The 24,088-nt window shown below is 42.8% G+C and carries 16 protein-coding genes and 2 pseudogenes; 5 read left to right on the forward strand and 13 right to left on the reverse strand.

The window, feature by feature from the left end; translation table 11 throughout:
- Positions 1-50: 50 nt before the first annotated feature.
- Positions 51-266 carry a CRISPR-associated protein Csx16 gene (csx16, locus tag IE070_RS15415; RefSeq protein WP_189484094.1) on the reverse strand — a complete coding sequence of 72 codons (216 nt, stop codon included), beginning with the start codon at positions 264-266 and terminating at the stop codon, positions 51-53.
- Positions 267-520: 254 nt separating this feature from the next.
- On the opposite strand from csx16, the gene IE070_RS15420 reads away from it, so the two are divergent.
- Genes IE070_RS15420 through IE070_RS15430 form a run of 3 tightly spaced genes read left to right on the forward strand, consistent with a single transcriptional unit; the run spans position 521 to position 3,269 of the window.
- Positions 521-1,594, forward strand: coding sequence for a hypothetical protein (locus tag IE070_RS15420; RefSeq protein WP_189484095.1), 1,074 nt, complete (start codon positions 521-523; stop codon positions 1,592-1,594).
- 9 nt (positions 1,595-1,603) lie between these two features.
- Positions 1,604-2,311 (forward strand): SDR family NAD(P)-dependent oxidoreductase, encoded by a 708-nt coding sequence (locus IE070_RS15425; protein ID WP_189484096.1) that lies wholly within the window; start codon positions 1,604-1,606, stop codon positions 2,309-2,311.
- 1 nt (position 2,312) lies between these two features.
- Positions 2,313-3,269 (forward strand): Gfo/Idh/MocA family protein, encoded by a 957-nt coding sequence (locus IE070_RS15430; RefSeq protein ID WP_189484097.1) that lies wholly within the window; start codon positions 2,313-2,315, stop codon positions 3,267-3,269.
- 933 nt (positions 3,270-4,202) lie between these two features.
- Here the strand turns inward: IE070_RS15430 and IE070_RS15435 are convergent.
- From IE070_RS15435 to IE070_RS15475, 9 genes and pseudogenes are all read right to left on the reverse strand, one after another.
- Positions 4,203-7,949 carry a DUF2357 domain-containing protein gene (locus IE070_RS15435; RefSeq protein ID WP_189484098.1) on the reverse strand — a complete coding sequence of 1,249 codons (3,747 nt, stop codon included), beginning with the start codon at positions 7,947-7,949 and terminating at the stop codon, positions 4,203-4,205.
- A 75-nt stretch (positions 7,950-8,024) separates the two neighbouring features.
- Positions 8,025-10,541 carry a DUF8727 domain-containing protein gene (locus IE070_RS15440; protein ID WP_189484099.1) on the reverse strand — a complete coding sequence of 839 codons (2,517 nt, stop codon included), beginning with the start codon at positions 10,539-10,541 and terminating at the stop codon, positions 8,025-8,027.
- The gene (locus IE070_RS15445; protein WP_229797105.1) at positions 10,534-12,555 is read right to left on the reverse strand and encodes a hypothetical protein; all 2,022 of its coding nucleotides are present in this window, start codon (positions 12,553-12,555) and stop codon (positions 10,534-10,536) included. Before IE070_RS15445 ends, IE070_RS15440 begins: the two co-directional genes overlap by 8 nt.
- A 17-nt stretch (positions 12,556-12,572) precedes the next feature.
- Positions 12,573-16,121, reverse strand: a complete 3,549-nt coding sequence (locus IE070_RS15450; RefSeq protein WP_189484101.1) for an AAA domain-containing protein — start codon at positions 16,119-16,121, stop codon at positions 12,573-12,575.
- On the reverse strand, positions 16,111-17,613 hold the full coding sequence (locus IE070_RS15455) for a protein kinase domain-containing protein (RefSeq protein ID WP_189484102.1): 1,503 nt from the start codon (positions 17,611-17,613) through the stop codon (positions 16,111-16,113). The genes IE070_RS15450 and IE070_RS15455 overlap by 11 nt, the downstream gene beginning before the upstream one ends.
- A gap of 31 nt (positions 17,614-17,644) precedes the next feature.
- A complete protein-coding gene (locus IE070_RS15460; RefSeq protein WP_229797106.1) occupies positions 17,645-18,382 on the reverse strand; it encodes a PP2C family serine/threonine-protein phosphatase in 738 nt (245 codons plus the stop codon).
- Positions 18,366-18,899 carry a hypothetical protein gene (locus IE070_RS15465; RefSeq protein WP_189484103.1) on the reverse strand — a complete coding sequence of 178 codons (534 nt, stop codon included), beginning with the start codon at positions 18,897-18,899 and terminating at the stop codon, positions 18,366-18,368. The genes IE070_RS15460 and IE070_RS15465 overlap by 17 nt, the downstream gene beginning before the upstream one ends.
- Positions 18,886-19,608: a vWA domain-containing protein gene (locus tag IE070_RS15470; RefSeq protein ID WP_189484104.1), complete on the reverse strand. Its 723-nt coding sequence runs from the start codon at positions 19,606-19,608 to the stop codon at positions 18,886-18,888. The genes IE070_RS15465 and IE070_RS15470 overlap by 14 nt, the downstream gene beginning before the upstream one ends.
- 145 nt (positions 19,609-19,753) lie before the next feature.
- Positions 19,754-20,604, reverse strand: a pseudogene (locus IE070_RS15475) (IS1634 family transposase); the annotation flags it as partial.
- 132 nt (positions 20,605-20,736) lie between these two features.
- On the opposite strand from IE070_RS15475, the gene csm6 reads away from it, so the two are divergent.
- Positions 20,737-21,936, forward strand: coding sequence for a CRISPR-associated ring nuclease Csm6 (csm6, locus tag IE070_RS15480; RefSeq protein WP_189484106.1), 1,200 nt, complete (start codon positions 20,737-20,739; stop codon positions 21,934-21,936).
- 25 nt (positions 21,937-21,961) lie between these two features.
- Positions 21,962-23,112, forward strand: a pseudogene (locus IE070_RS15485) (IS3 family transposase).
- A 345-nt stretch (positions 23,113-23,457) separates the two neighbouring features.
- Here the strand turns inward: IE070_RS15485 and IE070_RS16795 are convergent.
- The 3 genes from IE070_RS16795 to IE070_RS15500 all read right to left on the reverse strand — a co-directional run bounded on the left by IE070_RS16795 (position 23,458) and on the right by IE070_RS15500 (position 24,043).
- Positions 23,458-23,523, reverse strand: coding sequence for a DUF4113 domain-containing protein (locus IE070_RS16795; protein ID WP_189484125.1), 66 nt, complete (start codon positions 23,521-23,523; stop codon positions 23,458-23,460).
- A 219-nt stretch (positions 23,524-23,742) separates the two neighbouring features.
- On the reverse strand, positions 23,743-23,889 hold the full coding sequence (locus tag IE070_RS15495) for a hypothetical protein (protein WP_189484107.1): 147 nt from the start codon (positions 23,887-23,889) through the stop codon (positions 23,743-23,745).
- Complete coding sequence (locus IE070_RS15500; RefSeq protein WP_189484108.1) at positions 23,873-24,043, reverse strand: hypothetical protein; 171 nt, start codon at positions 24,041-24,043, stop codon at positions 23,873-23,875. The genes IE070_RS15495 and IE070_RS15500 overlap by 17 nt, the downstream gene beginning before the upstream one ends.
- Positions 24,044-24,088 lie beyond the last annotated feature (45 nt).

Genomic DNA, 24,088 nt, shown 5'->3' on the forward strand with positions numbered 1-24,088 from the left:
AAACGAAAGCGAGCGCAGATATTGGCTTAGCTATAACAATGTGGCCAAAATTAGTTGACCACTACAACCTCTACACTCAAGTGCAAGTAAGTAGCGCCCTTACGATTTAATTCGTGCACCATAGGGATGGGCAAAGTACCAACAACTACATCACCCGCCATCACATCAGATAAAGATAAATGGCTTTCCCAACGATCAATACGCACGCCCTGTTTTTTAATCCACTCAATTGCTCCAGGATGGCGGCTAATAAAAAATGTTGTCATACAGCAATCTCCAAAAGTTTTACCAAAGATAACATGCAATTTAAACGCCGCGTTTTTAACAAGTTTGTCAGCTACAACATCAGAACAAACAAAACTGCAAGATAAAAAAGTATTGATAAGCAGATAAAGCAAGGTACCCTATTCGCATTCTTAACAATTACATATCAGTACTACCTAAAGGAATATACCTAAACAACGTTTTAATTTTTCTGGCACCGACTATAACCCTGCAAAACATAATGGGATTAAACAAAATGGACCAAATTGATTTCGATCGCTTCTGTCAGCAGGAGCATTGGCAACATCAGGGAGAAGCATCTGCAGCAAAAACACAGCATAGTAATTTTGAATGTTGGCAACGCTGGCTGACACGCCAACCCTTAACAATAGCAGAACTGAATCAACTACCCAGTACAGCAAAAGCAGTGCATCAAGCCTGGCAGGACTATCATCAAGGCTTATATCAAACCTCTTTAACCCATTTTAAGCAAGCTCTAACCGAGATGGAGAAAAATTGGCCAGCCATCAATCTAGATGCTGCACTGGGTATATGCCGAATATACACACGAACCGGTCAATGGCAGCTGGCCCGTGATTGGGGGACTTATGCGCTAAAACTGGCAAGAAAGCATAACCGCTTATTTGACACTAGCCGCACTTTCAATGCCTTAGGCGATTTATTTTGCCGTGCCGGTTATACCCAATTTGCCCATTTATTTCTAATGAGCTCAACCAACGTACTACTGCAAGGTTCTGTACACAAGGCTAGGCATTACAACAGCCTGGCAACCGTATTAATGCGCCAAAAAGCCTATCTTCGCGCCGAGGCTCTACTAATGAACAGCCTGTATTTAGCGCATGATAATCAAGATAGTGACAGTGTCTGGCATGCCTTGGCGCGCTTACAGTGGCTTTATGTTGAAACCAATACACAGATCATGGTCCACGAACGTTTCAACAACTTAATACCCGCAAAACATAATGCAATAGCCAACGCCTATATGGAAATAGCACAAGCCGTCATGATTATGCATGAGCAGCCTAAACTAGCTGAACACTTACTTAACCAAGCAGCAAACCGTACATCTACACTCTACCCTATCGAGTCGGCCTGGTTTGCCCGTTGTGCTGGTAACCAAACAGCACTAAACGCAGAGATGCTTAATCTTCCGCTATACCCAGCCCCAGCAGCAGAAGGCTTCAGCTGTTTCGATAGTAGCTGGCAACAGGTAGAGCTAGCAAATAATCAACTAAACTGGCTCGTAACACCCCAGTCAGCGCTCAGTGCCCAGCACTTACTAACAGAACGCCAAGCTTTTTTTATTTAAGGACATCATATGAAAACCGTTATTATTACCGGCGCCGGCGGCGGCATGGGTCAGGCTACAGTTAAAACCTTAGCTCATGAAGGCTGGAACGTTATTGCCATAGACCGGCATCAAGACAGACTAGATGCTATTGCAACCCTGGCTAATGTTACGCCTTTACAAAGCGAACTCACAGCCAATGATCTCCTGCTAAAACTAACCGACTTATTACAAAATATGCCAACGCTACAAGGCTTAGTGAATATGGCAGGTGCTTCAATCGGTGCGCCAATACAACAACTTACGCAAGAAGCCTGGCAACAGGCTTTTGCCACTAACGTCGACATCCCAATGCAACTAATCCAATTTGCAACAAAACATATGCCCGCAGGCAGCAGCATTGTTAACATTGGTTCACCAGTAGGTATTGTGGGTGCAAACAAACCAAGTTACGCCGCGAGTAAAGCAGCACTACATGGTTTAACCATGAGCTGCGCTCGCAACCTTGGACCGCAGGGAATTAGAGTAAACCTGTTACTACCCGGGCCAACCATTACCTGTATGACAAACGACTGGCAACAAAGTCGCCGAGATAGCATTGCGCAAGGAACCTTTTTAAAGCGTTTATGCACCCCAGCAGAAGTTGCCAATGCGGTAAGCTTCCTGTTAAGCGACAAGGCCAGTTATTTTACTGGTAGTGTCGTAGATATGACAGCGGGCAGTATATGGGGGCACTAACATGAGTACCATTCGACTTGGTTTAATCGGCCTGGGCAACCAAGGCCGTGAGCACTTAACGGCTGTAATGGGTCAAAACGATATTCAATTCGTATGTGGCTTCGACCCGGCGCCAGAAGCCGCAGCCTTAGCAAAACAAATTCAGCCAGCACTAAGCTGTGTTAAGACTATTGCAGATATTGCAGCTTTTCAACTGGATGGCCTAGTACTAGCCTTACCACACTTTGTCTACGATACGCTCTGGCCAGAATTACTCAAACTAAAACTGCCCCTACTAAAAGAAAAACCTCTTGGTCGTAATCTGGATGAAGCTATGCGCTTTTTAGCGCAAGCAAAAAATGCAGGATGCCCACTCCAAACAGCCATTCAGCGGCGGCATCATCCAAGTTATGCCTTTTTGAAAAACTTACTAGCCACAGAAAACTGCCAAATTTACGAAGCTCATGCCAAGCTTCATCTGGGATTTAGCCGTAGCGGAAAAGAAGATAGTTGGCGTAATCAAAAAGCCTTGTCTGGTGGCGGAGCACTTTTAGATGCAGGCTATCATATGGTCGATCTACTTCATTATATGATTGGCAGTTTCGATTTAGTCTCAGCCGCCTTATGGTTAGATGGTCAACTTTGCCAGCAACAAGATGTTGAAGATCAAGTACTGTTAATTGCCAGAAACCGGCGATGCTGGATCACGCTAGACGCCCAAGTTTACGCCGATAAAAAAGAGGAAAGCTTAAAGTTAATGACCTCCAACGGCTACTACCATGCTAATCGAGAAAATGTTTGGCATAATGAGCAACTAATATTCAGCGCCAACAAACAATGGCAACAAGCCATGCAACAGCAACTAAGGCTTTTTAGTCAAAATATCAGCAAAAAAAATTGGCACGACACGCTTATATGGGATCAAATCCCCGCCATGCGGGTTATTGAAGACGCCTACCAAGTGGCACAGCGTTTATAACGGATAACAACCTTTATAATATTCAGGGAACCGTAAAACCAACTAATCACCTACGGCTTTACCTTTAGAGACCATGTTAACTCTAAGGGTAAAGTTTTTTACTTTTTAAGCTATTAACCTACTCACAAACTTGTCAGCTAGCCCAAAAAACGGGCAAAGCGTTATCATTTCATCCGTTAACACAAGCACTGCAGATGGAGAGATAAATACCTTATGGCAACAAAGCCCAAAGCCTACACTATTGTTTGCAACAAATGCCGCTGGCAACAAACCTGGTGCCCCACGAGCGATATGTTGCCCGCCACTGCCAGGCCAGAATGTTGCCCTAATTGCCAACAACCTGATTTGCACTACCGTAGCGCAACGCTGTTTGAAAAGTGGCTTGATGGCATTGTTTGCTAACAAGCTATTAGACAGAAAAAAAGTTAACAAACTTGTTAGAACATAAATAAAAAAAACAGGTTTATTATCTTCTCATCGCAAAACAAAACGGGGTAACGACATGTTCAAGTGAATAGTAGTGGGTTGCTTGGTTTATATTTGCTATCAGGTGTCAAAAGATAATACCAATAACAAAAACTTGGTAATAACCTCAAACGCTTTAAGCAATCACTTTTTAAATCATTTCAGAGGTAAGCTATGACAACTTATTCTTTAACACCAGGCGCGCATTTAAAGGTTTCAAAGGGCCAGTATTCTTTGAAAAACTGGTACCTTTGCTTTTACCTTCATTACTGCCCCAAGATACAGAGACTTGTAGTGGTATGTCCTTGTTGCAAAGAGATACGTGCAAGGGGCGCAAGCAATTCGTAACCTCTATATGCTTATTTGAACAGCAGGACGATCTAAGGCGTTCATTAATTTATCAAGCGATTTAATCTCTACAAGGTTGCTCATATCTCTCACTTAAAATAATGCCTGTTATGACCCATATTATGTATTAACCAGCTCGGTAATGGTTATTTGATCAGCACCATCTTCTCCTGAAAGGTAAAGCTTTAATGCATACAGTAAATCTGGTGTGCGATAGTAAGAATCAGGTTTATTAACAGACAACTTAACTCGAGCTACAACCTTAGGGTTTTGACGGATCTGATTAGCCAGCACTTCCCCTTGTTTATCTGTAATTTTTTCAACAGTACTAAGTAGCTGGTTAGTTAAGCTACTACCGTAAGCAAACAGTGAGCTTATTTCTGATTTTGAGCTTTTTCGTGTACGCAATAACGCAAGTATTAGTTCCAAATGCAGAATAAATGAGTTCCACTTGTAATGCTTATCTTGCTTCTTAAGCTGGCCAATAGCTTCAAGCAGATACTCGTTTAGCCTTTGAGTAAGCATTATCACTTGTTCTGCAGTTAATTTATGAATAACTGTTTTATCTCGCCACATAGCAACCGATATAATCTCCAAAGTTGCTGCTCGAGTACCGCCACTATCGTCAACTGGCTCTAGTATTTGGGTGAGCAATTGTTGTTGCCATGGCTGGCTTACATCACCCAAAGCGTACTTAAACCAATTACTCTCATGCCTAAGTAGATATTTATCGGTTGCCATTTCTAGAAGATTATCCGCTGCAGATGCAGGCATCAGCTTGTGGTTATAGCTTAAAAACTGCACAAGCTCTCTTTCAAGGTCTTTATTGCTACCCTTAAGCAGGTTAAGCAGTTCCTGCGCTTGCTCTATGGCTTGCTGGCCTTTTTGTGCAAACTCTTTTGGGAGTTCTTCATCAGCAAAGCTACGAGTTTGATCGCTAAAAATAAGCATAGGAAAGCGCCACTTTTTAGGTAAGTTTTTAAGCTCCTCTTTTGTTAGCTCTCCTTGAACACCAACATTTTCCAAAGAGTATCTATCATCCCCTTTAATTCGAATATCACCAGAAAAATATCTTTGATTTATAATATCGAGCCCTTCAAATTGACTACGGTGTACAAAAATATTCTCGTAATCTAGGTGTGCTCTATAAAAACCAAAATCCTTATTAGGAATCCAGTCAACGTCTCCATAAGAAAAGTTAAAACGCTTTTTACTCTTACCATCCGATATAAATTTATAAATATCGTCTAACTCTTCAAGGTTGCGTTCAATCCAACCTACAATATCAGTTGAACCGTCATTGCCTGAATAAGTCCGCAACGTCTCGAATGGCAAACGTTCAGGAAAAGCAGGAATTGCAACCACTCTATCAGTAGCATCATCCTGTTTTTTACCCCATTGTGCATCAACATAATTAAACGGCTTATTATCAGTATTTCCTGGGATAAAACGTAATTTATATGGCTTTTCATCACCATAGGTATAGGTAAGCTTTAAGTTGCAGCTACAATCCGTATTAAGTGGTTTTCTTAGTGATAACAACAGTGAAAATTCCTGACGATGACTCTCTGTTCCCTGATAGACATTAAAGCGCAATTCTTCTTTACCACTTGGAAGAGTAAAAGGAGTACTGATTGGAATCTCAACTGCAACACCACGCTCAGGTTTAACTGAGGTACGTTTATCAACAAAGTAGAATTCTTGCTCGATGCCTTCTATTGGCAACCGTGTCATTAACTGGGGTAAGTGGTCTTTCCAAAAAACCTTATGAGGCTGATCATACTGTTTTTGTAGCAGCTGCTGCGATCCTGAAAGTGGATCGCTAGCTAACCACTGCTGGGGTTTAACACCCTTTTGCTGCTTGATTGCTACAGATACAGAAATAAAGTAAGTTTTTTCAATTTTCTTCTGTAATTTTTGTGTTTCTTTAAATAGTACATCACTAATGTCGATGTTCGACACCTTTAAACCTGCAGGGACTCGATACCAATGCTCACCATCCTGCAGTATGATTTTGGCTTTGTTTGATACGATTTCACGGTAGCTGTATAGATCGATAAAACGCACTGCTATATGACTAGGCAATCCTGACTTAACTAACGCATCCTGCAACAGCTGCAGCTCCCCCTTGTTAGAAAGCTTAATTGATGGATGTCTTTCAAGGTACTCTTCCCCTGCATTCTCTCCCCAGCAATAATAAACAGGTGTCGCATAAATGCCATCGCAATCAGAGCTAAGAACCATAATTAAGTCATTAGGTTTAAATTGGTTGTTAGCTGTTGCTGCATAAGCGGCTGCAATACTTTTTGGTAGTGGACTTGCATTATTGAAATTACGACTCATTTCACGACGCAGATCGCTGGTCTCAAACTCACTATGATGATCACTAACTAGGTAGTGCATCTTCTGTTCTGCTCGAAACTGCTTCGCTAACTGATCTGAAAAAACGCCTAACTGCTGCTTTTTACTACCTTCATTTACTGTAGCTAACTCTTTAGCACTAAACACTTTTGCATCAGCTAGTAATGCTTGGCTTTGGCTAGAGTCTAATCCAGCTTCATCAAGTAATAGCGGCTCTATCCAATACCCATCTGAATCAGTTCCGAGTTTTAACTTGCAACTAGCACCATCAAACATCATTGATGCAAAGTTATCAGACACCTTAGTCGCTGGTTGTAACATGTGCCTAGTCTTTCTCTCACCAGGAAGAAGTTCGTCAATAATCCGTGCAGCCAAACTAGAAAAATCTGCAGGCATAGCAGGAATAAGTTGTTTATCTTGATTATGACTTGTTGTTGAAGAGGTGACTTTTACATTAATTACGCCATTATAATGCTGGAAGTTAAACTCCCAACAATGCAACTGGCCTGACTGAGCTCGCCTTTGGATTTTAATTTGCCCTTCGGCAGATAGTGACAAGAACAACTCAGCCTGCAGCTTTATAATAGCGTCATTCTTGGCTCCAGTCTCATCACCACCAAGATCTATAGCCAAAACCTCGACTTGAGCTAGCTTTTCAGTTAGTTCAAGCGAGGAAACCACCGATAAACAATCAATCTTAAATTGCCAAGGCTGATCTAGCAATACGCAACCCTCTGTTCTAGCTAGCTGCTTTAATAACTCACTAAAAAGACCAAATCCAGTTGCAAAAAAATTCTGCTGCTGATTTTCACAGTCTTCTTCTAAACGCTGTAATAGCTGCCAAGCACGCCATACCTTTCGGTATTGTTTATCTTGCAGTAACACATTGTTGGGCGGCATATGTTGCCAGGGTTTAATTGCAACAAACTCTTCTTGCCTTAAAGTTTGCTGTATTGAGTCTATAAGGTTTTCTTGCCTATCAGTTAATTTTAAACCCGCGTCTTGGCGATCTAAAATAAGGTTTTGAGTTCGAGTTAAGAAAGCCTTGAACAAACGGTTTTCAAGGGTATCGAAACTCATTTTACGAGTAGCCGCCAAAATATGTGGGTTTGCAGCTAGCTTTTCACGCATATTATTACCCGGCTTTCGGCTCAGCCACTGTACAGAACGACTATCTAGGCGTTGCGCTAAGTAGACTGGTGTCATCTCATGGACTCGCACCACGGTTTGCCGAGGCGACAACAAAATATGGCCGATAGCGTCCATGCAATGATTGATCAGGTGCGTAAAGCGATCATATAACCATTGATCTGGCCCCGGAACACTCTGGCTCAGCCAGTGGCTCATTCGCTGTGGTAATGCCTCACCATTGAGCGGGTCAAAAGTGAGGTTGCTCAAGTAACAGTGCTGTCCTTGCAATAGCTGCAGCGCAATTGCTTCACCCGCTTGATAGCGAGTATACAGTTGACCAAAATCGTTCAACTGCTCATTTTCATTGTCGGTCATCTAAATTCCCTACTTACTCTTTCCAAGCATATCTTTCATACCTTTAGGCCTCAGTGATGCCAAGGGTTGCGAGTTCTATTTAGTAGGTTGTGATACAGGATCTGCAACTGAAGCCTGCTCTGTAATCGTTGCTGTGTTTGGAGCCAACAATGGTGGATTTAAAGCAAGCTTGAATAATTCTTGATAACGATCGTTGCTCTGCTGATTATTTAAGTAATCTGCACTTGCCCAATTAAATTGTCCATGGCCAATCCGCATCGCTTTATCAAAGTCATCAAGAATGTCTAGTTGATTTTTGGCGAGAAGCTCACGAATGGGGTCTAAACAATGCTCTTTGGCATAACCGCGTGTCTCAATTCCGCGCAATTTAGGCATGACCTTTTGTACTAGCTGATCTTCAAAAGCGAACTTGAGTGCGTCTTTGTATTCGTCAGGGTATTGTTCTGCATCCAAACCAATGACTAGCGGGTGGTTAACCATGTAGTATTCAATGGATTGCCAAACACGGTGACCAAGTGCCTTGCCATCTTCCCCCAAATATTTATTTATTGCTTCTATCAGTTTCTTATATGGCTCTACCACAGTGTCTGATAGCTCACTTTCTTTCTTAATCCAATCCCACCAAATTTTCAGTGGCAACAAGTCTGCTTGCGCAGGCAATGATTTAAGCTTTTCACGACGGTGCAATGAGCTTGGTCGTGGGAAATAAATTGAGGTGCCCCGGTCGATTACCTTATCAGACAGAGACTTAGTCGTTTCATCTTGGTTCATAGTGCCAGCAAATAGCAGATTTCTTCCTAATGAAAGCTTATAAGGATCTAGCTTTGCACCAAGGTTAATATCAATGTAGGGCAGTTCACTATTTTTAGTCGCGCGACGCTGCTCCAACTTACTGAGAAAATCTGCAAAGTAGAGTTCCACATGAGCAAGGTTCATCTCATCAAGAAGCACCAAGCTCACAGTGTCATTAAGTCCATTGTAGTTATCTTGTGGATTATCACTGCCTCTTATCAACTCTTCGCGGCTTTGTACAAGAAAATTGAGCAGCGGTTGTGTTTCATAGCTGTTGCTGATCGAATTAAAGTAACCCAACATGGACTCCTGTGAATCCCAATTTGGCTGCACAGGTACGTTAATGAAGTTAATACCGCCAAAACGGCTGTAAAGCTTTGGTAGCTCTGACTTACCTGTACCACTAACGCCAGCCAAAACAGTTAACGGCGACCACTCAGCGATTTTTAACGCCGTATGAAAAGCACATAGAATTCGGTAAGAGAAATGCAAACCATGCTCATCAATTCCTGACCGAATTGCTTCGAGCCATTTAATCTCATTGACATTCTGACTTTGACGGCGTGGCACATATTGCTCAATGTAAGGACGTTTAATCTCTCGAATCCGATCTTCTCGATTCTGTGGCTCGTTGTAAGCGGGGTTTAATCGATCTAAACTTTCTCGCAGTTTATTATTATCAGCTAAAACTGCATTATAATTAACCTCAAGGCTATTGAGCTTAGTTTGTAGCCGTTCTTGGTCATACTCCAACTGCTCTTGAGTATCTAAGTCACGCTGAAGCTCACGCTTTTCCTTTTGTAAAATTATCTTATCTTGTTCTAGCCTGGTGACTTCAGCTCTGTGCTTATCGTAGTATTCTTCTAGCTCCTGACTCGGGAGCTTAAGCTCTTCACGCAACTTACTCAGCTCTTCGTTCTTTGCTGTAAGGTCAAGTAGTACTTCCTCTGGCGACCTATCACCCAGTGCCTTTTGAAGCTCATCGTATGCACTGTGTAATGCATCTTGACGCTCAATGCGACTCAAAAGACGCTGCTTATCCTGCTCAAACTGTCGCTCTTTTTGTTCAAATTCTTGCAGACGAGACTGGGTGCGCTCTGTAATTTTCTGCTCAAGTGAAGTTTGAAGTTGTTCAACCTCAACTTCTCTAAGTCTTACACTATTCTGCTCAGTTGTTAACATCGCTTGCTGCTGCTCTAACAGATCTTCTCGGCTTTTAAGATCATCACGGCGTTTTTGCAACTCCCTTTCTAGCACCTCAAAATCATTTTTGCGCTGCTGCTCTATTTCATTGTGCAACTTAGTGATGGCTGCAGAACGCTTCTGTTGCAACTCTCGCTGTAATTCAGCTCGCTGCTCAGAAAAGTCACCTTCCACTGTTTCTTGAATTTGTGCTAACTTTTCACGCTCTGCTTGCAGCTTATTCGTCTCCGCAACAAGTTCAGCACGCTGTTTTCTAAGCGCTTGACGCTCTTCTACAAGTTGCTGCTCACGCTCTGCAAAAAACTCATCTCGCAAAGCCGGTAAACCCTGCTCGATTTCTAGCTGCCGACGCTCTTGCTTTTGATGGCGAGTTTCAAGCTCTAAGCTACGCTCATTAAGTGACTTCTTATCTTGGGCAAACGCTTCTACTCGCTGCTTCAAGAGCTGTTCTTGCTTATTGAGCTCTTGTTGTTTTCCTTTTAACTCGACCTCTTTTTCATTTAGTGCATCTGCTTGTTTTTCAAGACTCTGCTGTCTAAACTGCATCTCAGAATCTCCAGCCTTAATCTTCTCCTGACCCTGCTGCTTGCTATCCACAATATTGCTCCATTAAAAGCTTAATAAGTTCAAATACAGTTTTCTCAATTTCATTCAAGTTTTCATTCTGGCCTAGTATTGGCCCTGAATGGCCTCTTATCTTATTTAGACGATCCACTGCTTTAACAAAACTCTCAGTCTTTCGAAACTCTTTTTGCTGCTGGTCGGTTATTTGCGCCCAAAAAGCGATAAAGTTTGCTCCAAGGCTCGCATTACTACCATTTAGTGCGTCTTGTACCTTATGTCGATTGCTCTTAGTGATGCTTACTGCGCCAAGGCCTTCTAACTGACGTATCATCAACTCAGTATCATTTACTTCACTTGCATCAAGCACTTGACAGGCTTGATAAAGCGCATGCTGCAAGGCACCAGCCAAGGCATTGGTTCTGTTTCTAGCATCCTCGAAATTGGCAAACACCAAAGCATCAAATAACCCCTGATACACATGCTCGCACATGCGACTGCACATTAGCCCAAAATATTTGTCTAGTTTATTGCTCGCTTCGCTGCGAATATCCTCTTTAAACCAGTTGGGAACAGTTATTTCTGCTACTTGATTGTTATTATCTTTTAACCAATCTGACAAGGTTTCGCGCACCCGCTCTACAAGCTGATAGATAAACCTAGCCTGCTCCAAGCCAAGTTCATTGCGTACAGCATCAGCGTCACCATGATCAATCGGGTTTCGCCAACGGCGTAACTTAGCAATACTACTTAGTAGATCTGGATATTCTTTAGCTAACCTAGCCATGGGCTGCTGCTCGTCATTGCGTGCTGCTAGTAAATGGCAGAATAATAATGGCGACATAACTGGTTGCTCTGCCTTGAGGTGAATAACACTACCCTTATTTACCTTAAGTAGATTATTAACAAGCTTGCCATCACTCACCTCAAAGCCTAATTTTGATGCTATTTTTTTTGCTAAGTCAGCATTACGCTGCGGGTCGGCACTCAACTCAGAAATGCAGTTATCAAGCTTTGAGAAGGCGTAGCATTCAGCCAACATCTGTTCGATTTCGTGATAACTTTTGCTTACAAAAGAGGAAAGATTGTTCTCATATTCGGCTTGGCCAATAGCGTTTTTTACTTGGTCTGCTGTTAATGCATGGTAGAGCCTATCCAGTGATTTTGATTTTTGCATCACCTGACGCTGATGAGTTCTTCTGCTTTTTTGAAGCAGCCCTTCATACGCTATCTTTAAGGTTGAATTGTTCTCTCGGTTGCTATGACTATTAAACCCTCGAGTAAACCGCTCTTGAATAGTCGAGCGAAAACCATCACTAACATAAGCCGAATTTACGCCATCTACCCTAAACGCATAGCAATGCAGATAAACCAACTCACTCTCTGGGTTGACTGAAATAGTGCCACTGCTAGCTATGAACCCATCATGGTTGCCGCGACCAGAAGAGGCAGTTAGCTTTTTATTCTGCTGCCGTGAGCGCTTAATAATCTCAATCACCTCGCGCTCATCCGGTAACTTTTTAGATACATTTTCACTCAGCAAGGGGATTGCTTGTACTTTTTCAGCCTTACCAACACTGCCTTGAGCAAATTCAACAAGGCCACTAGATGCTTGCTCAGCATTAACGGGGGATAGCTCACCACGACTAATGACTGGTAACCAACATTGATTGATTAAATCAAAGTACACAGTCGCGCCTATTACCTTCGTTTGACTGCTATTGATTTTTTTGAGCACTTGCTCGCCCTCATGGGTTAATCTGAGCCTATCGGTAATTAAATCTAGTTGTTGTAGTTTAAGGCTTAAAAATTCTGTAAGGCTGGAATGCTCACCTTCTTCATTCATAAGTCCCATTTGCTGGCTTAACTGTTTAAGATCGCTTCCCCCTTCACCTAGCAAACGCAATAAGGTGCGCTCAAATAGATTCAAGTTCTGATCTGCTTTAGCTTGTAACGAGATAGCAAAGCGCAAGCAGGGCCATAAAATGTCTTGCATAGCTTTAGGGTGGTACTGCGCAATAGAATGCGGCTGATGCAATACTTTAAACACTTTAGGTTGATGTAGACTCATGACAGCAACACCCCTTGCGAATGGTTTTTACACAACTCATAAAATGCTTGCAGCTCTGGTACTGCCTGTTCGGCTATGGGGGATTGAACCAGCTGACTGTCACCAACTAGAACCAACGCTTTTTTTTGGCGGGTCACCGATACACACAAGCGACTCTTAGACATTAAATGGCCAAATACTCTCTGCTGCTCCTTAGCTGAAAAGTTACGCTCTTGTAAAAAACTTGATTTATCGGACTGAGACCGCACCATAGACAAAAACACCACGTCGAACTCCATTCCTTGAAACGAATCAACGGTACCTACACGGAGGCGCTCTTCTAAGGGTTTGCCTTCACCGTCAAAAAGAATTTGATATTGCCTAGCAATAACATAGTGCCCTTCTTCGTCTTGCTCAGTAATGTGATATTCAGCAAGCGCTTTCATAACTTCATCAACCTGCGCCTTATAAAAAGAAATCACTCCAAAACTGAGGTTCTTGCCTTGCTCGCTGTCTATCCACTGCTGCAACTGCTTCGCTATTATCTTAGCTTCGGCCTTTCTAAATCGGCTCTTACTGGTATTACGATCTTCATCACCCAACCATGCAGGTACGTCTAGCCACACAGCTGCTTTTTCCTCAATTCCCTCAAGCTGTTGAGTAAAATGTTTAGCCGATAAAGGCGATTTATAACCTTCTCCATAAGGCTCATAAAACTGATCGCTAGCAAACTGTCCTAATAAAGGGTGACTACGATATTGTGCATCGAGTGTAATGGTTCGGCGCTTGCCATCTTGTTGCTCTAACTGCTTGGCACGATTAAACAAATATTCAAACATACTTTCTTTAATATGTTGATTAAACTCTTCTTTAGCACCTTGCCAATCAGTATCTTCAAACTCACTTTCCATTTGCTCTAATAATGATTCGTCAACCATATGCGGTAGTTGTCTATGGTCACCAACCAAAATAATCCGGTCTTTTGCTTGCACCATAGGGATCATAAGGTCTCTTGGACTAGCGCGAGCCGCCTCATCAACAATCACTGTGCCATACTGCAAATAGCCTTTACCGTCACCGCTCTTTGATTTAAAGCGGCGAATGACTTCACCCTCTGATTGCCCCGTCGTAGCGCCATAAACTAGGTTATATTCTGCCAACGCCTCTTGCACTAAATTAGGGTTACCTTCTAGATCACTCAGGTATTCTATAAGTGCTCTATTTTTAGACTGCTGGCGGCCGTTGGCTTGCAGCAAGTCGAGTGCACGCTGTATTGCTAACTTAACATCTTCTCTTGCTAGTGCTCGCCTAAGCTGAGGGCGTGGCGTGAACTGCTTTAACAGTTGTTGTTTTGCTTCTTTTAATTGCGGCAAAAAGTTTAGATCATTCTCTGGCCGCCAAATCATCGCTTGTTGTAATGCCTTTGAATAGGCTTCTTTGATGGTGACATCTTGCTCATCAAGCCAAGCCTTCAAAGCTGCAGCTCTATTGGAACCATCATCCAAAAATGCAGGCTTTGTTAGGCGCAATGCACGCAAAAGTCGCATACCATCACCATCCTGCTCACTCAAATACTGGTTACCAAGCTCACTACTTAGAGCTTTTAGTAAACCGATTAACTCATCACTTTCTGGATGCCCTGTTAATAGCGCTTTCGCCTTGTTCACCAACCGCAAAGCAGCGCTATCGCTTGGTCTTGCAGCGTAGACTATGGCGTCATTCTCGAGCTGTAAATATGCGATACTCTCTTTTAACTCTGGTGCTTGCTGATAAATTTGTTTTACTGTTTTCAGGCGCCATTCATCTAATTTGATTTCGGTTGAGTTGCTTTGTTTTTGCTCTCCCGAACGCTGACCAAACTTTATCGCAGGCAGATCGTTAACCGACAAGCGGCTTAACAGGTTTTCTACCGCATCATGCTGATAACCAGAAACCAAGATATCGCCCTGTATAGATTTGCTTTTATCAAGTTCCTGATTTAGGCGCTCAATAATAGCGGTGATAACGGTGGTTTTTCCCGTTCCTGGTGGTCCTTGAATAATGGCAATATCTGGTGTGTTTAAAGCGAACTTAATTGCTTTTTTTTGAGTTTCAGTTGGCGGATTTTTAGGGAATATCTTTGTTTCAACAAAATTTGATAGTGGCTCTATATCGGGGCGCTGAGCACGCCCACCAGGTAGTAAAGCCCCATCTTCTATTAGCAACCCTAAGTGTGGCATCGCACTTTTGCCTTCAATAATTGCATTGCGGGCAGCCATTCGTCGCTCAACTTGAACTTGATCACCCAGGATGGACTGTACTAAGGTCACTTCGCTTGAAGGCATACCCACTCCTTCAACAACAATTCGCTTCTCCTCGACCCTAATAACTTTTAAAAACTGATCAGGTTCACTAGCTGCCTGTGTTAAATTATTTTTAGGATCAGGATCTTCACTCTCTACGCTTGACTGTTGATCCCAACTTGAAAGGCCACTATCAAAGCCTTTTTTCGCTTTATACTCGTCTAGCATCTGCTGGCTAAATGACTGCCAATCCATATCTGGGTTATCAAGGTGAGCAATGGATGTTTCTGGGCTTACCATTAACAAGGTGTCTTGTGTTGTTAATAAACTGCGCAAATCTCTATCAATATAAACAGACAAGTGATTACCAGCTTCTCCACTAATTTCACAGCACTCAGGTGACACTTGAATACGGCCGATATCTCTAGCGCGCTTCAGCAGCTGCTCACCTTCCGACTGGCCATATCGATCCCAAGTAGCCAAATATCCTTTTTGATCAGCAATGATTTTACTCAACTGTTGAGTTGCCAATAACGCCATTTGTTGCTGCTGTTCATTAAAACTCAATTGCAGCTTCACTAGACGAAGTGTACGAGTGGGAGCTGTGTGAGAGCGAGTGACTAATTTGCGCACTCCTAAATAGTCATACTCCACCGCAGAGTATTGCTGCACGGCAAGTTGGAGATCATCACCTAATAAAACTAAGCCACTTTTAATCTTTTGCTGTAAGGCTTCATCAACATTAGTTATTTCACCTTCGCTTTTTTCAATCTGCTTCAGTTGATCTAGTGCCCCTTCCCCCAAAACAGCAATAGCATATTGCTCTTCTGACTCACCGGTAAGGTTTAACGTGCAGCGCTGTTCTAAAGCCTTCTTTATAGCATCGAAATCTTCGCCAACATCCGCGGCACGCGCCTGTTCTATAGTTCTTGGATCCAGTGCGATATCAATAGGGCCTAACTCAATCTCAGGGCCGTTGAACGAAGCCAGCGCCAATTCAAGCTCTATGCGCTCTTGTGGCCAATCTTTTTGCTGATGCACTCGGCGTATCTCAACTAGATTTGCATTAGCACGGTCAAATCCAAGCGCTAGCTCATTAAATAAAATCGGCTCACGCAAGGTAATAGCAAACAATTTATCCTTAATAATCAGCTGTAATTTACCGGTACGTGAACTCAAACGCAGTCGGCCTAAGTCGCCCTGACTAAAACTTAGCCCTTTACTTTCAAGTGGCTCTATCCAAAAGGTATGACTTACTTCAATATTAAGTTTTTTAAATCTCATTGTTTTTTTGAACCTTAATCTCGATAATCACAGAATAAGGCGCACGCAAATATAACTGCACACCTTTCTCAAGATCTTGCCTTTCAAGCAACCACTGATTAGTTAAAGGACGAAAACATCCATTAATATCTGCGATATCTATTTGTACATCTTCTACAGCTACATAGATAAACCAATCTTGCTCAATCTGGTTAATCTCAAGCATTGGAGTGTTATGTTTATCAATTTCAAAACTGCCAGATAATCGCATTGGTAGCCGTAAATTTTGGCCGTCAACAAACGGTGCAACCCAAGTCCAAGCCAGTTCACTTACACCCTCTGCTGTATAAAAATAGCTAGTGGCTACCAAAAGCTGTTGTGGTTGCTGCGTACAATAAGGACAAGTATGCTTGGGCAAAAAAGGCTGATAATAAAAGCTCATACCGCAAGTACATGAAATAGAGGCATCTGCAGCACTGGCTAACAAGCGTGGTAGTGCATGAAGACTGGGACGCATCCAAGGTGCGGTGCGCCCTTCGCCAAACATCGTTTGAAAATAACTTAGCAGTGAAGGTGTTAAAACTAAGTCAGAGGGTAGTCCGTTAACTTGACTATTGCTGTCATCTTTAGCGTCGTATATAAACGGCAGCTCACCTTTCGCTGCTTGGTCTTCTAGGCTTGGTCCAGCACTTACAGAGTCATCTACCGCCCAGTCATCTTCATCATTTTGAGAATCAAGAAAGCGTTGCCCAGCAAAAGCGCTCGTCATAGCTAATATTTTGAATGCTAAAAGCGCTAACGAATAAGCATCAGCGGTAACGCGAGAACCACTCTCTCTCTTAACTACTTCTGGCGCACCGTACTGTGGAGTTATGACACCTGTTATAGCATTTACTGTCTCAAAGCGGAGGTTGTCTGCATCAATCATCCAGACTTCACTATACTCAGCATCCACCGAACAAAAGATATTTTCCGGTGAAATATCCATAAATATCACACCGACGCTATGTAGCTTAAGTAGTTCGCAAGCAGCCTGCGCTAGTAACTCTAACCTGCGTTTAGTACCACCAGATTTAGCATACATTGTCAGCGAGTAAGCGGCCTCCAAGGGCACGTCATCGCTAAGCCAAGCTGGTGATTTAAACTCTTCTTGATCTTTTTTGGCTAGACTTTTAAATAGTTGTGGTAACCACTCACCAATCGGCTGCATGTCTTGCATCATCTGCATTACGTAACCTGCTTGTTCTTCAAGTAAGTAAAGCGGCTTAGTGATGTGCATCGCTTCATTTAATGGCAGCAGGTATAAACGTTCCAATTGGTCTTGAAAATTTTTCACTCCCTCCTTATCTGTTATTTCCTTACCGTTTTTAAGCGGCATCTTAACTAATAACTCAGGATCTGTAGTTCGATATACGATTCCTTGCCCGCCTTTCCCTAACTCTTTAGTGAGCTTATGCTGTTGAGATAACTGATCTTTAACCCATTTTGGCTGAGAGTTTCTTTGCTGTGTCATATACAACTTCCTAAAATTATTGCTACAGCTACTAGCGATACAAGGCAGCGATGGATTTATCATCACTATGGCCAGCCACAGGCCACTGGCTAATCCAGCCCCGTACATCCTCCTTAACATCATCATCTGACAACTGACGATATTGCCTCAATAGCTCAAGATAAAAACTAGCGCGGTGTTCTAAAGCCAAATCATCGGCAATACCATCGGTGACTAAGAAGCAGGCATCTAATTCAGCAGTCGGTTGCAAACAAAACTGCCACTGACTGGCTTGAAATTTATTGCCTAACGAGTATGTTTGGTTGGCAAACAGGTCGTCGTCTTTATCAGTTAAAAATCTAACCTGTTGCTCACCTACTATTTGCTTGGAAGTAATAATGCAACAATCACCATCACCAAGCTGAGCAATAAAAGTCTGCTCACCCAGCACAATAGCGAACAGCGCCGTACAGCGACACTGCTCAACATCTATATCCTGAAGCTCTTCTAGCCAAAAATCATGGAACAATTTAAGTAAAGATAGGGGCTCAATTTCCGACTTATCCACACAATACTGCGCTAACTTCACCACCGCACGGCTTACGGCTTGAGCTCCAAGTTGGGATAAATGTTTGCTCCCTAAACCATCCGATACAGTAATGAGTAGTGGCTCCTTCTCAAGCTCTAGGTAGTAAGCATCCTGATTTGGCAAACCTAGGCGTAGATGAAGCGGACCAATATCACTATCGCCTAAGCCTCGCCATGCCGGTGTGTTACCACTCATCATCATCTGATTCACCTTCAACAAGAACCACAGCTAATTCAACTCGACTTGCTGGGCCGACAGTTGCAGTTTTTGGTCGCCAAATTGTATGTAGAACATGGCCTAGTTGTTCAGCACGATAGCTATTCTGTGAAAGTGTATTTAGCTGTGCTAAATCAGCATCACCGCCCACCCCAACAACATATAAATTTTCCAACTGAGTAAGTTGATACCGCTGTTGATCAGTTAACTTAAAATAACCATCCGTTAGCACCAAAAATGTGACTCCAGGATTTGCTTCAGTCCAACTGCAAAGGGCAGCGATATCGCTACTACCCTCAACAACTGGCAGCTCAACATCAATTTGAGCAGACCAATTCATCTCAGCAATATCTTTTTGCCAGCTAAAGTAACGAGAGCTCTGACTGTGCTGTGTAGTAAATTGACGGATATAGCGCAGCAAGTTAACCAACAACATTGGCTTGCCATATTCCGCCATGCTTCCAGAACGATCTATGATGCAGTGCAAATTAGATGAACTCATCTTCAGACTCAACTAACTGCTTGTTTTGTTCTTGCTCGACCAACTGTTCAACTTCTTCTGGCTTAGGTACAACATTTGCATTCTGACTGTTCGTTCGGGTGGTTACAGACATAGTGACAAATTTAAAGAACTCTTGAATTTGCGAAGCATCTTGTGCCGTAAACACTTTATTTTCAGTACCCGAGACAAACTCATTAAGCACAGCGTTGGAAGCTTCACTGCCAATAGCCATTGCCATACGATCGCATTTTTGTGAGCGCCCCTCATTGACTAAAGCACGCAATGGCTGCTGCCAAGAGTCATTTGGCTCACCATCCGAGACTAAAACGATAGTAGGACGGTAGGCACGCGATGGAGTAACATCTTTATCTTCAATCATCGCCTTTGCCATAGAGAAAGCGGTACCCATTGGTGTCGCACCACTTACTCGTAAGTCTTGCCATTCAATGTCTTTGGCAGAGGTGTAGGGAGTATGAAGTAAGACTTCAGCGCCAAAAGTGATGACTGAAACCAAGATCTCAATTTCATTTTTTTCAGCACGGGCAAAGTCAGCAATCATCTCTTTTACAGCAGCGTTTAGCTGATTGATGCTGTTACCTTGCATACTGGTGCTTACATCAAGCAACAGTACTACAGGCAAGGGCTTAGCTTTAGCTACTGTAAAATTAGCGGGGTTAAATCCAGTCATAATATCGTCCTTCAGAGTCATTAAAATATAAAAGTAGCGAACGGTAGTTATTCGCCCTTCCTTGTGTGAACTTACAATAGCAAATTGAAAAATAAATATGGCGTTTACAAGCTTGCTATCTTCGCCCGCTCACCGGCAGCTTTAGAGTGCAACACTATCCAGCGTTTATCCAGCGTTGCGGTATCTCCATATGCTCTAAATGATTGACGGTGTATTGATAGTTATCATCAATTTTCTGCCATTGCTGTGCCGCTAACGCTTGTGTAATGTGGGTGTTTTCAAGTTTGATGGTGGAAGGAAGCAGTGTAATGAAGGTTAACTGCGATAAAAATTCGGCGTTTTCTTTATGGTACAGTTTACAATCAGCGACCAGATAACTGGGTTGTTTGGTGTTTTTCAGCATCTCCACTAGGGCTTTGGCGCGATCTTTAAACACTTTGGTATCAGCAGTATTGCCATCCCAGTTTTCACAGGCCAGAGGAATTCCACCGTCCTGACTGACAATCATTTCCTGAACAACTTGTTTTAAATAAGGGCGATCCGCTTTGCTGTAGCCGTGCGTAATGTGAATGACATGCTCATCGCTGTCCTCGTCAGAATGGACGGCATAGTCTCCGGTCAATGAATGGCTGGTGGTGTCCAGTGACTTAAATGTGCAATCCACGGCTTCTAATTCACAGGCTTGATGGGAGACCAGAGAAAATAAGCTTTCACAGCCAAAATCAGCACATTGATCAAGCGTTCTACCCAACTTGTGGCGATTAAAGTGCGAGGCGTTGACGCCTTCGCGAAACAAATGTTCCATCGGCAGATTGGTGAAAAACTGTGGGCTCAACGACAACGGACGACTCGAAAATCCCAGACCATTCATGATCATGCCCTTAATTGCATCGCATGGGGTGATTTCCTGTTTGTCATCTTGTGGTAAGTGCAGATCTAACAAGGGCACAATGTTTAAGTCATCAATGACGCAGCGACAATACCGTGATGGTCTAACCGTTTGATTTTTAATTTCATATTGCCCCCGAAAGTTGAGGCTATATGATACCGAATGGCTGATCAGGCAGGAATATCGAAAATAGAAAAATGAAGTTTTGGTCTGATCAATGTCAGTGTAAAGTATTTATTTTAGCTCTTAGGATCCAAAGAATGAAAAACATTCTGCTTGCCATTATGGGAACAAGCCCCCAGGTGTTAACTGAAACGCTATATGCTATTCATATGCAGGGTAGGCCGTTCCCTGACGAGGTTTATTTAATCACTTCAGCCAACGCCAAAGCCAAAGCGGTAGAGTGGTTACTTGAAAAAGGAAAAATTGAGCAATTAAAAGCTCATCATGGCCTACCTGACTTCAAGTTCTGCCTGAGTCATATCTTGCTTATGGAGCATGATGATGGTGAGGCCGTATTTGATGGTCGTGAAGAGGGGGACCAACAAAGTATTGCAGACTCGATTACGCGCATTGTGGCCAAGTTCACTGCGGATGAGAGCTGTCGAATTCATGCATCGATTGCAGGCGGCCGCAAGACTATGGCGTTTTATATGGGGTATGCCATGTCAATGTTTGGCCGCGAGCAAGATGTTCTTAGTCATGTTTTTGTTAGTAAAGATTTTGAGTTTTCTGATCAGTTCTTTTTTCCAACCTTAAACGATAATTATATTGCGAAAGGGGACATACCTTTGAATACCAAAGATGCAAAAGTTACTCTTGCAGAAATCCCTTTTGTGCGCATGCGTAATATGGTTGATCAAGGATTCATGAATCAGGTTAAGTGTAATTCTTTTAGTAAATCCATTAAGTTGTTAAATTCTTACAAAAAGAAAAAAATAATTGTTGAAGTTTTGACTCATAAAAAATGTCTGTTAGTGAATGGCATTGAAATTAAACTGCCACCAAAAGAACTAGCATTTTATCTTTGGTTATCCAAATTGCCTGAGAGAAAATTAAATGTTGATCGTAAGTTTTGTGTTGACTCAACATATAGCGCTTCTTACTTAAAAATCTATTCAATAATTGCTGGCGATAGCCGAGTGTTTGCTTCTTTTAATGTCGATAGAGAAATAGTTGAGGGAAGCTCTGAAGAGGCTTTATCAAAGCTACCTGCTCTAAAACCATTTGAAAAAGACTGGCTTCAGCAAGCTCGATCTAAAATTAATGGCCAGCTTAAAAAGTGGTTAGATGAGCGTCTTGCCACTGCTGTTGAAATTAAAAGTCAAGAGTATGACACACAGCTACATAAGGTTCGTTACTTTATTTCTGAGTCTCTAGCTGTTGAGCATGACTTAAATAAAGATAAAAGTGTTGATCAGGTGATCCGTACCAACACTTTTGGACACCTTGCTAAGTGAGTACAATCGCTTAACGAGATGAATCATGTCAACAAAGAAAGTCCGCAAAACACATACCGCTGAATTTAAAGCTGAAGCTCTGAAATTGGCTGATAAGATCGGCGTAGCTGCCGCAGCCAGGGAATTAAAGCTTTATGAATCTCAGTTGTATAACTGGCGCTCTGCTGCCGAGAAAAAGTCTACTACCAGTGAACGTGAATCCGAGCTTGCCGCTGAAGTAGCACGCTTAAAGCGTCAGCTAGCTGAGCAAGCAGAGGATTTAGCCATCTTAAAAAAGGCGGCCACCTACTTCGCGAAGAACCAAAAATAGCGCGGTTTGAGTTTATTCTTGAGCATCAGCATCTGTTCTCGTTAATCAGAATGGTTGCGGTGCTTCAGGTGTCGCGTAGTGGGTATTATGCCTGGCGTAAAAGCGGCCTGACGACAAGCCCAAGGGCGGTGAAGCGTGCACAGCGAGATGTCTTGATAAAGGAAGCCTTTGACGATTCCAAAGCACGTAATGGTGCTAGGCGAATTCAGGTAGACCTTGCTGAGCATGGTGATAAACCTGACGTAAAAACCATACGAAACAGCATGGCACGTCAGGGATTAGTGGCCAAAGCGGCGCGCAAGTTCAAGGTTACAACGGATAGCAATCATACGCTCCCTGTTGCACCAAATTTGCTTGAACAAGACTTTAACGCAACAGGCCCGAACCAGAAATGGGTCGGTGATATTACTTACTTGATGACCAACGAAGGCTGGCTGTATTTGGCTGTGATTATTGACCTCTACTCACGCACAGTGATTGGCTGGTCGATGAGTAACCGCATGACGGCAGACTTGGTGTGTGATGCGCTTAAAATGGCCTTGTTTCGCCGCGGACGCCCAAAAAAGGTGATAGTTCATAGTGATCGCGGCAGCCAGTATTGCTCGCATGATTACCGTGACTTGATTACATAGCACCAACTGGTGCAAAGCATGAGCCGTTAAGGAAACTGCTGGGACAACGCCTGTGCGGAAAGCATCTTCCATTCATTGAAGGTTGAAGCGCTTCAGGATGAACCGATAATGGATAGGGAAACAATGAGACAGCACGTTTTTGAATACATTGAGGTTGATTACAACAAGACCATAAGGCATAGTGCACTGGGCTATCTTAGCCCAGAGAATTTTGAATTGAAGAACAGTGCTTAGTGAAGTGTCCACTGATGCTGGTACAGATCACTACGTATTATTCGTCAGCGCTTAAGCTTATAACGCGTGTTAAATTGCTGGCAGCTTCAATTGCTTCATCACTTAGCGTCTGATCAGTATGTTTTACCATCCTCATTTCATTTCGCTCCTTATTCATCTCACAAACCAAAATATCGCCAACGGCAAAGCCTAACGCTGTGCAAAGCGGTTCAGGCAAGGGCAGCAGGTTATTCTGAAGGATTTCAACGGTGTAGCTCATAGCATTCCTCTTTGTAACAGCATTAACATTCTGATCGTAGTTCAAAGGGTATTTTTTGCCACAAATCAGCCAAGCGTGAACAGTGGCTAGCTGACAACGGGCAGCTCTGTCCATTTTGTGGTGTATTGCGGCGATAGCATCGCACGCTTCATGCTCCATGCCTGAGAAACGCCTTGGCTTGCTGCTTTTCTTTAGGCAGGCTCTGCTGATGTATTCTGCTATTGCTGCGTACAGCATATTTTTTAAGTGATTTACTGATATAGGAAATGCTGGAAAAGCATATTGAAGCTTTACTGCGCTAGCAAAAAGCCTAGCAATACATCAATCTTAGTCGGCAAAATAGGCCCTCAGCAACAATGCTAGGAAATTACCTAGCATTCATCGTTGTCACTATCTTTGGTCTTTTCCTGTTGCTTCTCCCGCTTTTCCTGCTCAATCGCATGATACAAACGCCACATCATATAAACGAACGAAGCGGCAATGGTTAACAGCATCGCGATTTCATAACCGTTTAGCATTTTTCTTTTCCTTCTTGGATTTTTGTTGCATTAACGCCCGATTTTTCCGCTGCTCTTCCTTGTATAGCGCCGCAAAATAGGTTGCAAGGAGCGTCATTCCGATTGCCATAAAGGCAAAGAATGCAATAATCAATGAGACGGTTGTCATGCTCATAAAGCCTCCGGAGGTGGTTTAAGTTTAACTGACGTACTGGGTTTT

Source organism: Alishewanella tabrizica (genome assembly GCF_014652375.1).
Lineage (GTDB): Bacteria > Pseudomonadota > Gammaproteobacteria > Enterobacterales > Alteromonadaceae > Alishewanella > Alishewanella tabrizica.